The organism is Streptomyces sp. NPDC048172, assembly GCF_043202595.1.
Classification (GTDB): domain Bacteria; phylum Actinomycetota; class Actinomycetes; order Streptomycetales; family Streptomycetaceae; genus Streptomyces.
The window spans coordinates 34,505-47,247 of the sequence record NZ_JBIDAT010000001.1 but is presented as its reverse complement, the minus strand read 5'-3'; the positions used below and the strand labels follow the sequence as shown (position 1 = coordinate 47,247).

The following is a 12,743-nucleotide window of genomic DNA, read 5'->3' as shown; positions in this document are numbered from 1 at the left end:
TCCGGTCAGTCCAATCCTTCGACGGGGTAGGGACGTCGGCTGTCGCGCGCCGCGGCGGCCCACGAACCGGCCGCCGCGTCCAGCACGGTGAAGCCGGTGGAGTGGCGGGGCGCCAGGAAGGCCAGCTCCTTGTGGAGGGCGACGCACAGCTCGTTCAGCGGCTCGCGGACGGGGTCGTCCAGGTACCACAGGGCGTGCAGCAGCCGGTTGACGGAGCGCCGCACGCCGTCCGCGCCCGCGTGCCGGTGGTCGAGTGAGCCGCGCGCCGTCTCCACGCGCTCGTCGCGCCACTCCCCGTAGGGCGGCGCCGGAGGGTGCGGGGCCGTCGCCAGGTGCCGCAGGAGGGCGAGCCAGGCGCGCGCGTCGTCCCCCTCGGTGAAGGCGCCCGCGAGCCGTTCGACGACGCCCCAGGCGTCGCCCCCGGCGAGCCGGTGGCGCAGCGCGTCGGGGTCGCTCTCCCCGCCGCGCGCCTCGTGGTGGTCGCGCAGCAGGAGGTGCAGGTCCTCCCAGCGCCGTCCGGGCTCGGCCTGGGGCGAGCCCCGGCGCACCTCGTGGACGAGGAGCGCGTGCAGGAAGGGGTGCGCCACGAACGAGGGTGCCGCGAACGAAGGTGCGGCGAATGAAGGCGCCGCGAACGAGGGTGCCGCGCCGTGCGGATCGTCCGGTTCCGGCGTCCACCGCTCGCGCTCCAGATGGCGGGCCGCCTCGGCGACCCGGGCGCGCTCCGCGTCGACGCCGCTCTCCCCCGCGGGCCCGGTGTCGGCGGCGAGCAGCGCGCCGGTGGCGAGCGCCTCGGCGGCGTCCCGGTCGCGCGCGAGGGAGAGCACCATCAGGTGGTGGCGCAGCGGCAGTTCGGGCAGGAGCCGCTGGACGAGCAGGTCCCCGGCGGGCGTGCCGTCCTCGGTCTCCAGGTCGAGGAGTTCGCCGGGCAGCACGTCACGCGTCGCGGAGGCGTTCACCACGGCCTCGCAGAGCAGCGCGCTGCCCTGCGGGTGCCCTCCGGTGAGCCGGTAGAGGACGGTCTGCAGGCGGGCGTGCACGGGCTTGGGGGTGCGCTGCAGCATCGCCCGTACGTCGGCGGTCGACAGCGGCGGCAGCGCGACCCGCAGCGCCCCGGCCGACGGCCGCTCCACATGGTCGTGCGCGCGCCGGTCCCAGCCGCTGCCGTGCGCCAGCTCGCCCAGCTCCGTACGGGCCGCGTCCGGGTACGCCTCGTCCGCGCCGCCCAGGTGGGTGGCGAGGACGACGAGGGGGTCCCGCGCCCCGTCCGTACGGTGTTCGAGGACACGGTCGAGGAAGGCGCGGCCCGCGGCCGTATGGGCGTCGTCGAGGAGCGCGAGGGGGCGGGGCTTGCGGTTGACCCGCATCCACCAGCCCGACCAGGCGTCCGTGAGGTCGTCGAGCAGCGCGGCGACCAGGGTCTGTTCGACGGGCGACTGGAGGTCGCCGCCCTGGTGGAAGTCGAGGCAGAGCCGGACCAGGGGGTCGCCCTGGGGCTGTCCGGGGACGCGGGCCGCGTACCAGTCGTGGACCGTGCCGCGCTCCTTGCCGCCGATGTGCCGCCCGGCGTACTCGCGGACGACCTCCTCGGCGATGGGCTCGACGTCCGCCTCGGCCGCGGCGCCCGCCATCCGGGCGCTGATGCGGTCGGCCCACTCCTCGCCGTCCTCCCCCGCGCCGCCGTCCGCGAGCGGCAGCAGGCGGCCGAACCGGGCGGCGGCCAGGGCGCGCTGCTCCCCGTGCCCGCGCCGCCAGCTGGAGACGGCGAACAGGCCGGGCAGCAGCCGCGGGAAACGCGTGCGGCGGTGGCCCGGCACGGGCGCGGCGAGCGCCACGGCGAGCCGCTCCAGCACCTCCACGACGCCGGAGGTGTTGGAGAGCGAGACGTACGGGTCGGCCGCGGGGTCGAGTTCGGGCCAGGGGGAGGCGAGGGTGGCGAGGTCGACGCGGGCGAGCGGCACGGAGCCCTCGTACGCGGCGCGCGCGGCGTCCAGCACGGCGGTCTTGCCCGCGCCGTGCCCGCCGGTGAGGAGCACCACCGGGTGGTCCTCGGGGTGCTCGTGCCGGACCAGACGGGGCTTCGGCCCGGTGTCGAGCCCGGTCAGCCGGGGCAGCAGCCCGCGCAGCAGCGGGTCCCGTCCGTACAGCCCCGGTCCGTCCTCCGCGCCCCCCGTGCCGGTCGCACCCGTTAAGCCCACCCGTTCTCCCCCTCGTCGCCTTTCCTCGCGCCGCGTGCCTCGCGCCGCGTGCGGCGTGCCGCGTGTCGCGTGTCGCGCGTGCCGTACGGGAGTTAGAGGCCCATCCCTCTGGCCACCGCCTGCGCGACCACGTCCTCCAGCAGGGTCTTCACCGCCCCGCCCGAAGCGGACGACACCAGCTCGCGCACCCTCCCCAGCACGCCGGGCTGCCGTACGGGCAGGGGCGTGCCGTTCGGATCGCCGGGACCCGGCCCGCCCTGGTGGCTCAGCTCGCCGCTGAGCCGGAGCAGTTCGGCGAGCGAGTCGCCGTCCAGCTCCAGGTCGGGCGCGAGGCGCTGCACCAGCAGGCCGAGTTCGGCCGGGCCCATCTGGACGGAGTAGGTGACCTGGACGACCGTCTGGGCGGGCGCGTGCTCGCGCTCGCGCCACTCGCGGACGTACTCGTCGAGCCGGGACCCGCTCCACACGAAGTCCCGCCCGTCGTCGGTGAGCGTGATCCCGGCGCCCTCGCCGCTCCGCTCGACCAGGCCGACCCCGGCGAGATACCCGACGGCCTCCTCGACCTCGTCCAGGGTCAGCGCGGTGCCGAGGAAGAAAACCTGCGGCGAGTCGTAGAACCCGTTCAGCGGGTACGGGGGCTGGCCCCGGTGCACCCGGAGCCACTCCAGGACGGCGTCCTGCGCGTACCGGGCGCGCTCGGTCTCGTCCTCGCGCCGCCTGCGCAGCCTGCGCGCCTGCTCGATGCCGGGCGGTTGGAGCCGTACGAGCGGATCGCCGGGTCCGCCGGGTCCGCCGGGTCCACGCAGCCCGCCCTCACCGGCGCCCAGGCCCTCGTACGTGCTGAGGAAACCCAGCTCGGAGAGGTGGTCGACCAGGGAGCGCAGCGTGGCGGGGTCCATCTGCTGCCAGGCACGGAACTCCGCGCAGTCCACGGGCGACGCGGGCACGCCCTCGGACCGGTCCGCCACCCACAGCAGAAACCGTGGGGCGTACCGGTCGAAGTCCATGGGCCAGAAGATTACCGAAGCAACTACCTTTACCCAAGGGGATGTTCGACATCCAGCCCCTGGTCCGCACGGGACTGGCATGATCGCCCCGTGCGCGCGGCCCGCCTCCTCTCCCTCGTCCTCCTGCTGCAGAACCGGGGCAGGATGACGGCCGGTGAACTCGCCGGGGAGCTCGGCGTCTCGGTCAGGACCGTCCACCGGGACGTCGACGCGCTGAGCGGCGCGGGCATCCCGGTCTACGGGGACGCCGGGCACGGCGGCGGCTACCGGCTGCTCGACGGCTACCGCACCCGGCTCACCGGACTCCACGCCGACGAGGCCGCTTCGCTGTCCCTGGCCGGACTGCCGGGCGCGGCGGCCGACCTGGGGCTGGGCGAGGTGCTCGCGGCGGCGCAGCTCAAGCTGACGGCCGCGCTGCCGGTCCCGCTGAAGGAGAGCGCGGGGCTGATCCGCGAGCGGTTCCACCTCGACGCCCCCGGCTGGTACCGGGAGCAGGACACCCCGCCCGCCATCACCGCGCTCGCCGGAGCCGTGTGGAACCAGCGGCGGATCCGGGTGCGCTACCGCCGCTGGGCCGAGCCCCAGGAGGTCGAGCGCGCGCTCGACCCCTACGGCCTGGTCCTCAAGGCCGGTGTCTGGTACCTCGTCGCGGCGGCGGAGGGCGGGGAGGGCCGGGAGAGCACGGTGCGGACCTACCGGGTGTCCTCGGTCCTCCGGCTGGACGTCGGGGAGGACGGCTTCGAGCGCCCCGCCGGCTTCGATCTGGCCGCCCACTGGCGGGAGTACCTCACCGGCTACGACGCGCGCAGGCTGCGGTTCGAGGCGACCGTCCGGATCGCTCCGGCGCTGCTGTCCGCGCTGCCGGAGCATCTGGACGCCGCGCTGGTCCGCGCCGTCGGGTCCTCGGCGGGGCCGCCGGACGCCGACGGCTGGGTCACGGCGACCGTGCCGCTGGAGTCGGTGGACCTGGCCGTGCCCGCGCTGCTGTCGCTGGGCGCCGACGTCGAGGTGCTCGCGCCCGTGGAGCTGCGCCGCGCGGTCGCGGACGCGGCGGCAGCCGTCCTCGCCCGGTACCGGCCCGGGGACGCGCGCAGCAGCGCCCCCGCGGCCGGCGCCGCCGCGAGTGCGAGGACGGCGAGGAGGCCGAAGCCGTAGCGGGTGTCGGTACGGTCGGTGACCGCCGCCACCAGGAGCATCACCCCGACCGTCGCCGCGAGCCCGCCACCGTTCGCCAGCCCGAAGGCCCGGCCCACCGAGGACGCGTCGGCCGAGGCCATCAGCAGGTTGCGGGAGGCGATCCGGGCCTGCCCGAAGACGAACGCGCTCAGCGGCACCCCGAGAAGGAACCCGGCGATCCCGAACTGGCTCTGCAGCACCAGCCCAACCCCGCACAGCAGAAAGCCCCCGACGGCGATGCGCAGGTCGGGACAGCGTCCGCAGACGATCCGGTAGGCGCCGGTGGCCGCCAGGAAACCGAGGCACCCGAGGGCGTCCACGGCACCGAACGTCGCCGCGCCCAGGTGGAGTTCGCCGATGACGGCGGTGGGCAGCAGCGCGTTGAAGACCGTGACGACCACGCTCCCCTGGGCGTACAGCAGGACGAGGGCGCCCATCCGTCGCGGCCCGTGCGGCACCGCCGATACGGGCGCCTCCTCCCTCCCGGCCAGAGGGGCGGGCGCGGCGGACGGACGGCGTCCGGTCGCGGCGACGCAGAGCGCCGAGACCACGAAGGTCCCGGCGTTGAACACCAGCAGCGGGACCGCCCCGAACGCCTGGACGGACAGCCCGCCGAGCACCGCCGACAGCAGCATCCCCGCCTGGGTCCCCGTCTCGTAACGGGCGTTGAACCGCCGCAGCCGGTCCGCCGGGACCCGCTCCTTGATCAGCGCGGCGCTCGCCGGTACGAACAGGGCGCTGACGACGGCCAGCGCCAGATTGACGCCGTAGATCGCGGGCCCCGGGGCACCGCCGCAGACCAGCCACAGCGGCAGTCCGAGGGCCAGCGCCGCGCTGGTGACATCGCAGCCGATCCACAGGGCACGCCGGTCGACACGGTCGGCGAGCCGCCCGAAGAGGGGCGACAGCAACGCCTGCGGACCGGCGACGGCGACGAAGAGCAGGCCGACGGCCATCATCGTCCGCTGCTCCCTGATCATGAGCAGCGCGCCGACGATGAGCTGGACGTTGTTGCCGAGGGAGGTGGCGAAGGCGGCGGGCACGAGCAGTCTCTCGGCCCTGCGGGGGTGGTGCCTGGAGGTCATCGCCCCAGGGTCCGGAGGTCCACTGACACCTTCTGTCAGCGAAGCCGGAGAAGCCCGGAGAAGCCGGAGAAGCCCGGCGAGGTCAGGGCCGCCCGGCGTACGCGCTCCGCAGCGCGGCGAAGCGGTCGGAGGTCCACGCCGTCCAGTCGGTGGGGTGTCCCTCCAGCTCCTCGCAGAGGAGCTCCAGGTGCTGGTGCCACCCGGCGAGCTGGTCGAGGGTGGCCTCGCCGTCCCCGGTGAAGTCGTTGCTGAGGCTCAGCCGGGTGCCCGCGCCGTGGTCGACGGACTCCAGTGCGAAGCCGAAGACCCCGTGGACGTCCACTGTGTACTCGGCGAGGCGGCGCTTGTGCCAGGCGGTGATGCGCCCGGGTGCCGTCACGCCGCCGTTCAGCCAGCGCAGCGTCACGGCGCCGCCGGGGCCCGGCTCGAACGGGTCGGCCGCCGCCAGCCAGCCCCGGAGCCCTCCGGGGGTGGCGACGGCGGCCCAGGCGCTCTCCAGGGGATGCGCGAGGCGCAGCTCGAAATGGATCGTGTGCGCCTCGCCGCTGGTGCGGACGGTGCCGTAGGGGACCGGGCTGTCGGTGCTCATGTCTCCACCCTCACCCCGTACGCCCGGACCTGCCCCCTCAGACGCCCGCGTACGAGTGCTTGCCGTTGAAGAAGATGTTCACACCGTAGTAGTTGAACAGGTAACAGGCGAAGGCGAGGAGCACCAGGTAGGCGGCCTTCCGGCCCTTCCAGCCCGCCGTGGCGCGCGCGTGCAGGTAGCAGGCGTAGGCGACCCAGGTGATGAAGGACCAGACCTCCTTGGGGTCCCAGCCCCAGTAACGGCCCCAGGCGTCGCCCGCCCAGATCGCGCCCGCGACGATGGTGAAGGTCCAGAAGGGGAAGACCGTCGCGTTGATCCGGTACGAGAACTTGTCGAGCGAGGCCGCCGAGGGCAGCCGCTCCATGATCGACGTACGGACCCGGCCCGGCGTCTCGCCCTTGACCAGCTTGGTCTCGTAGGAGTCCCGGAAGAGGTAGAGCACGGCGCTGACCATGCCGATGTAGAGCAGTGCGCCGCAGATGATCGCCAGTGAGACGTGGATCCACAGCCAGTACGAGTGCAGCGCGGGGACGAGTTGGTCGCTGTCGGTGTAGAAGACGGTGACCGCGAGGCCGAGGTCCAGCAGGACGGTGGTGACCAGCGGCAGGCCGATCCAGCGGATGTTCTTCTTGGCGATCAGGAAGCCCAGGTACGCGCCGACGGCGACCAGCGAGAAGGCCGTCGAGAACTCGTACATGTTGCCCCAGGGGGCGCGCTGCACGGAGAGCGAGCGGGTCAGCACGCTGCCCGCGTGGATCAGGAACGCGAGGATCGTGAGCGAGACCGCGATCCGCCCGTAGACGTCGCCCTGCTCGTCGTCGCCCGCCGCTCCGGGCCCGTCCGGCAGCTCGCCGCGGGCGCCGGCCGAGGAGCGCGTGACGACCTTCGGCTTCGCGGGCGCGGGGCGCTCCAGCACGGCCGTGCCGCCGCCCTCGGCCTTCGTCTTGACCTTGACCGCGGGCGCGGCCTGCGCGGGTACGGCGTCCTCGCCGCCCTTCTCCCGGGTCAGCGCGGCGGCCGTGCGGGCCACCTTGCTGCGACTGCCGAAGACCCACTCCGCGCAGTGCGCGCAGAAGGCCAGGACGTAGACGGCCATCGCCGAGTAGATCAGCACGTTGCTGATCTCGGCTAGCTGCTCATTGGTTCCGGCGGCAGCGAGATTCACTGGCGTTCTCCTCGTGGTGTGTCCGGCGCGTCGTCCGCCTGTGGCTCAGGCTCCGTGGCGACGGGCGCGGCGTCGTCCCGCAGTGCGAGGGCGAGATCGCCCAGCTCCTCGGGGAGCCGTGTGGACTCGCTGCGGCCGAGTCCCGCCATCTCGACGACCGTACGGCCGTCCTTGCCTTCGTAGGACCGCACCCACACCCTGCGGCGCTGGATGAAGAGCGACCCGGCGAGCCCCACGATGGCGGCGAGCGCGCCGCCCAGGGCCCAGCCGTTCCCCACCTGGTGGGAGACCTGGAAGTTGGCCCATTCCTTGATGCCCTCGAACTTCAGGCTGCCCGCGCCGTTCGGGAGCGTCATCGTCTTGCCGGGGACGAGCTTCTTCGCGAACGGGCCGCCGTCCTTGTCCTTGAACTTCTTCATGTTCGAGGTGTCGAGCTGGTACACGTTCTGCGCGGGCCCGCCGTCCACGCCCAGGTTGCCGTGGTAGGCGGTGAGCATGAGCGCGGGGTTCTTCAGCTCGGGGGACTGCGAGAACATCGTCCCGGACCCGGGCTGGAAGTCCGGCACGAAGAAGCCCTGGAAGCCCAGCTGGTCCTTGCGGCCCTTCGCGTCGCGGTAGTCGGTGACCTTGACCACGCCGCTGGAGGTCTGGTTGTTGTCCTGCTGGAGGAAGGGGACGGGGCCCCGGTAGGCCACGTCGCCCTTGCCGTCCTTGACGGTGACGACGGGCGCGAAGCCGTTGGCCAGCAGGTAGACCTTGGAGTTGCCGACGCTCAGCGGCTCGTTGACCTTGATCGTGGTCTTCGTCTCCTTGCCGTCCGCGCCCTGCCAGTACGCGATGTCGGCACGGTAGTCGCGCGCGGTGCCCTTCTGGGGCCCGCTCTGCTCGTACTTCGCGTGGAAGTCGCGCAGCCGGAAGCCGAAGGAGTCGAGCTTGTCGGCGGTGAAGAGCGAGCCGGAGCGGAAGTCGTCGTACTGGGTGAGGGTGTTGGAGAAACCGTCGCCCTGGACGATGAGCTTGTTGCCCTCCGACTTCCACAGCTGCCCGGCGGCGAAGGCCAGCAGCAGCACGATCAGCGCGATGTGGAAGGCCAGGTTCCCGAACTCGCGGAGGTAGCCCTTCTCCGAGGCGACGGCGTCGCCCTCACGGTGCGTACGGAACCGCTTGCGGCCCAGCACCCCGCGCGCCGCCTCCAGCACCTTCTCCGGCTCGGCGTCCGTGTGCCACGTCGTGTAGACGGGCATCCGGTCGAGCCTGCGCGGGGCGCGCGGCGGGCGGGCCCTGAGCTGGCCGACGAACTGCCAGGAGCGCGGCACGATGCAGCCCGCGAGCGAGACGAAGAGCAGGATGTAGATCGCCGAGAACCAGACCGACGTGTAGACGTCGAAGAGCTGGAGCTTGTCGTAGAGCGGCGCGAGGGTCTCGTGCTCCTCCCAGAACCGGTCCACCTTCGTGGCGTCGACCGAGGTCTGCGGGATGACGGAGCCGGGGATCGCGCCGAGCGAGAGCAGGAAGAGCAGGATCAGCGCGACCCGCATCGAGGTGAGCTGCCGCCAGAACCAGCGCAGCCAGCCGATCAGGCCCAGCGAGGGGACGTTCAGCCGCTCCTCGGAGGGCGCGGTCGACAGCTGTGAGGTGGCCTCCCGCTCCGCGGCCTCCTCGGCCTTGGGGGATTCCGTGCCGGTCGTGCTCATGGATCAGATCCCCACCGTGAAGTCGGACGACCAGACCTGGATGTCGTAGACGATCCGGTCCCAGATGCCTGTGATGAGCAGGATGCCGACCACGACGAGCATCCCGCCGCCGATCCGCATCACCCACGCGTAGTGCCGCTTGACCCAGCCGAACGCGCCGAGCGCGCGGCGGAAGGCGACAGCGGCGAGGACGAACGGGACGCCCAGGCCCAGGCAGTACGCCACCGTCAGCAGCGCGCCGCGCTCCGCGCTCGCCTGGTTCGAGGAGAGCGTGAGCACGGCGGCGAGCGTCGGGCCGATGCAGGGCGTCCAGCCGATCCCGAAGAGCACCCCGAGCATCGGCGCGCCCGCGAGCCCTATGGCGGGCCGCTTGTGGATACGGAACTCGCGCGAGGTGAAGCGCGACAGCGGCCCGAGCGCCCCCATGAACGCGAGCCCCAGGACGATCGTCAGCGCGCCCATCACCTGCGACAGGCCGGTCTTGTGCTCCTGGAGCGTCGCCCCGAAGCCGCCGAAGAGCGCGCCCGTCGAGACGAACACCGCCGTGAAACCGAGCACGAAGAGCCCGGCCCCGAGGAACATCCGCCCCCGCCGCGCCTCCGCCAGGTCCGTACCGCTGACGCCCGTGACGTACGAGAGGTAGCCGGGGACCAGCGGGAGGACGCAGGGCGAGAAGAAGGAGACGAGGCCGCCGAGCAGGGCGACGGGGAGGGCCAGGAGCAGAGCGCCGTTGAGAACGGTCTCATTCATTCCGGTGGCGGCGAGGGCGTTCATGGGAGGGTCACTCCGCCTCGATCAGGGGGTCGAGCGCGGAGCGCAGCTCCTTCTCGCTCAGCTCCTTCAGCGCCCGTACGGCGATCTTCCCGTCCTTGTCCAGGATGAGGGTGGAGGGGATCGCCTGCGGGGAGAGGGTGTTCTTGGGGAACTTGAGGATCAGCTTCCCGCTCGGGTCGTAGAAGCTCGGGTAGGTCACCCCGTAGTTCCGCTCGAACGCCTTGGCGTTGGCCTTGTCCAGGTCCCGGGTGTTGATCCCGAGGAACTGGACGCCCTTGCCCTCGGTGTCCTTGGCGACCTTCGCGAGGTTCGGCGCCTCGGCGCGGCAGGGGCTGCACCAGGAGCCCCAGACGTTCAGCACGACGATCTTGCCCTTGTAGTCGGAGAGCTTGAGCTCCTTGCCCTCGACGGACTTTCCGGACAGGTCGGGAGGAGTCTGGCGCTTTCCGCTGGCCACCTTGGTGATCTGGCCCGTACCCTGCACGAACTTCGTGTCGCCCCCGGCCGATCCGGTCTCGCCCTTGCCGCACGCGGTCAGGAGAAGCGCACCGGTGGCGGCTCCGGCTGCCAGCAGGGCGAGGCGGCGGGATGCACGGCGGGTCTGGCTCATGTGAAAAGTTTCGCATGGGCCCCGCAGGGATCTTCCGCGCCCCCCTGTCCCAGCACCGGGGCCGCGCCCCGCAGGGGCGCGGGGAACTGCGCGCCCAGCCGCAGGACACCCGCGGCCTGCGAAGGGACGGCAAGGGGCAGCCCCTCCGCAGCCCGCGGAGAGTGGGCAAGGTCAGGCACCCGTCGATTCCGCCGGACAGGCGTCAGGCACCGAAACCTTTCGCCCCTTTCACGGGACGCGCCCCCGCGCGCAGGTGCTCGGGGACGAGGTCCCGCGCGGGCTCGGTGTACCCCACGGCCAGCAGCCGGTCGCCGAGGAACGTGAAGCTCGTGAGCGAGGCGAGCGTGCACTGCCGGTTCCGCGGGTCGTGCCACAGCCGCCGCCCCTCGACGAAGCTGCGCAGGATCCAGACGGGGAGCTGGTGGCTGACCAGCACCGCCTCGTGCCCCTTCGCCGCGTCCTTCGCGCGCTCCAGCGCGCCACGCATCCGCACGACCTGGTCGAGGTAGGGCTCACCCCAGGACGGGCGGAACGGATTGCGCAGATGGCGCCAGTTCTCCGGCCTGCGCAGCGCGCCGTCGCCGACGCCGAACGTCTTGCCCTGGAAGACGTTGCCCGCCTCGATCAGCCGCTCGTCGGTGGCGATGTCCAGCCCGTGCGCCTTCGCGATCGGCGTCGCCGTCTCCTGCGCCCGCTCCAGCGGGGACGCGCCGACGTGGGTGATATCACGCTCGGCCAGGTGTTCGGCGACCCGGTCGGCCATCTCCCTGCCGAGCGCCGAGAGGTGGTACCCCGGCAGCCGCCCGTAGAGGACGCCCTCCGGGTTCTCCACCTCGCCGTGCCGCATGACGTGGACGACGGTGACGGTCTTGTCCTGCGGCTCCGCGCCCGCTTCCTCGTCTCTCATGGTCCCTATTCTCGCTATCCCGGCCGTGCTGTCGCTCGTACTGCTCACGCGGCGACCGCCTCGGCCGCTGCCCTGGCCGCCACCGGCAGCGCCTCGGCGATCCGCTCCACGGCGCGCTCGTCGTGCGCGGCGGAGACGAACCAGGACTCGAACCCGGAGGGCGGCAGATAGACGCCCTGGGCGAGCATCGCGTGGAAGAAGGCCGTGAAGCGGAACGACTCCTGGCGCCTGGCGTCCGCGTAGTTCCGCACGCCCCGCTCGCCGAAGTCCCCGAAGAAGACGGAGAACATGCTGCCCGCCGTCTGGAGCGTGTGCGCCACGCCCTCCTTGGCGAGCGCGTCCGTCGCGAGCTGCCGCACCTGCCGGGAGGCGGCGTCCACCTTCTCGTACGCCGCGTAGCCGTCCGCGGCGAGCAGGCGGAGCTGGGCGACTCCCGCCGCCGTCGCGACCGGGTTCCCGGAGAGGGTGCCCGCCTGGTAGACCGGGCCGGCCGGGGCGAGGTGCTCCATGACGTCCTTGCGCCCGCCGAAGGCCGCGGCCGGGAAACCGCCGCCCATGACCTTGCCGAACGTCATCAGGTCGGGGACGACGCCGTCGATCCCGTACCAGCCGTGCTTGCTCACGCGGAAGCCGGTCATGACCTCGTCCGAGACGTAGAGCGCGCCGTCGGCGGCGCACAGGTCCTTCAGCCCCTGGTTGAAGCCCGGCACGGGCGGGACGATGCCCATGTTGCCCGGCGACGCCTCGGTGATCACACAGGCGATCTCGCGCGGGTGCACGGCGAACGCCTCGCGCACGGCGTCCAGATCGTTGTACGGCAGCACGATCGTGTCGGCCGCGCTCGCGCCCGTCACCCCCGGGGTGTCCGGCAGGCCGAACGTGGCGACGCCGGACCCGGCCGAGGCGAGCAGCGCGTCGACGTGCCCGTGGTAGCAGCCCGCGAACTTGATGACCTTGGACCGGCCGGTGAACCCGCGCGCCAGCCGGATCGCGGACATCGTCGCCTCGGTGCCCGAGGAGACCAGCCGCACCCGCTCGACGGGCTCGATACGGGCGACGATCTCCTCGGCGAGCGCGACCTCGTCCTCGCCCGGCGTGCCGAAGGAGGTGCCCCGGTCCACGGCCCGCCGCACGGCCTCCGTGACCTCCGGGTGCGCGTGCCCGAGGATCATCGGCCCCCAGGAGCAGACCAGGTCCACGTACTCCCTGCCGTCCGCGTCCGTCAGATACGGGCCGGAGCCGGACACCATGAAGCGGGGCGTGCCGCCCACCGCGCCGAAGGCCCGCACCGGAGAGTTCACGCCTCCCGGCGTCACGGCGGCGGCGCGGTCGAAGAGGGACTGCGATACTGGGGCTTCGTACGAGTAAGTCACATCAGCCATGGTGTCAGAGCTTCGCGCGCGGGGGTCTGGGGGCGTTTCACAGTCCGTGAGGCGGGGAGGTCTCTGACACGATGATCGGGTTGCGCGGCGGGGGCTGTGCTTTCTGTGCATTCCGGGTTTCCTGTGAGCTCCGTTTCTCACGGGTTCTACGAACGA

10 protein-coding genes and 1 pseudogene are annotated in these 12,743 nt (G+C 72.6%); 1 reads left to right on the top strand and 10 read right to left on the bottom strand.

Translation table 11 applies throughout. From position 1 onward, the window contains the following. Positions 1–5: 5 nt before the first annotated feature. Both ACGF3A_RS00205 and ACGF3A_RS00200 read right to left on the bottom strand, forming a co-directional pair. Entirely contained in the window at positions 6–2,198 is a 2,193-nt protein-coding gene (locus tag ACGF3A_RS00205) for an ATP-binding protein (protein WP_393724191.1), read from the bottom strand. 92 nt (positions 2,199–2,290) lie between these two features. Then, entirely contained in the window at positions 2,291–3,205 is a 915-nt protein-coding gene (locus tag ACGF3A_RS00200; RefSeq protein ID WP_393724189.1) for a hypothetical protein, read from the bottom strand. Between the two features lie 90 nt (positions 3,206–3,295). Here ACGF3A_RS00200 and ACGF3A_RS00195 point away from each other — a divergent pair, with 90 nt between their 5' ends. Then, a complete protein-coding gene (locus ACGF3A_RS00195; protein ID WP_393724187.1) occupies positions 3,296–4,360 on the top strand; it encodes a helix-turn-helix transcriptional regulator in 1,065 nt (354 codons plus the stop codon). 131 nt (positions 4,361–4,491) lie between these two features. Here the strand turns inward: ACGF3A_RS00195 and ACGF3A_RS00190 are convergent. The 8 genes and pseudogenes from ACGF3A_RS00190 to hemL all read right to left on the bottom strand — a co-directional run. Next, positions 4,492–5,361, bottom strand: a pseudogene (locus tag ACGF3A_RS00190) (MFS transporter); the annotation flags it as partial. A 187-nt stretch (positions 5,362–5,548) separates the two neighbouring features. Beyond that, positions 5,549–6,055: an SRPBCC domain-containing protein gene (locus ACGF3A_RS00185; protein WP_393724185.1), complete on the bottom strand. Its 507-nt coding sequence runs from the start codon at positions 6,053–6,055 to the stop codon at positions 5,549–5,551. Between the two features lie 37 nt (positions 6,056–6,092). Next, positions 6,093–7,220: a c-type cytochrome biogenesis protein CcsB gene (ccsB, locus tag ACGF3A_RS00180; RefSeq protein WP_393724183.1), complete on the bottom strand. Its 1,128-nt coding sequence runs from the start codon at positions 7,218–7,220 to the stop codon at positions 6,093–6,095. Next, on the bottom strand, positions 7,217–8,914 hold the full coding sequence (locus tag ACGF3A_RS00175) for a cytochrome c biogenesis protein ResB (RefSeq protein ID WP_393724181.1): 1,698 nt from the start codon (positions 8,912–8,914) through the stop codon (positions 7,217–7,219). Before ACGF3A_RS00175 ends, ccsB begins: the two co-directional genes overlap by 4 nt. Before the next feature lie 3 nt (positions 8,915–8,917). After that, a complete protein-coding gene (locus ACGF3A_RS00170) occupies positions 8,918–9,688 on the bottom strand; it encodes a cytochrome c biogenesis CcdA family protein (RefSeq protein ID WP_393724180.1) in 771 nt (256 codons plus the stop codon). 7 nt (positions 9,689–9,695) lie between these two features. Next, a complete protein-coding gene (locus ACGF3A_RS00165; RefSeq protein WP_393724178.1) occupies positions 9,696–10,298 on the bottom strand; it encodes a TlpA family protein disulfide reductase in 603 nt (200 codons plus the stop codon). Between the two features lie 202 nt (positions 10,299–10,500). After that, entirely contained in the window at positions 10,501–11,205 is a 705-nt protein-coding gene (locus ACGF3A_RS00160) for a histidine phosphatase family protein (RefSeq protein WP_393724176.1), read from the bottom strand. Positions 11,206–11,249: 44 nt separating this feature from the next. Next, complete coding sequence (gene hemL, locus ACGF3A_RS00155; RefSeq protein ID WP_393724174.1) at positions 11,250–12,587, bottom strand: glutamate-1-semialdehyde 2,1-aminomutase; 1,338 nt, start codon at positions 12,585–12,587, stop codon at positions 11,250–11,252. Positions 12,588–12,743: the final 156 nt, after the last annotated feature.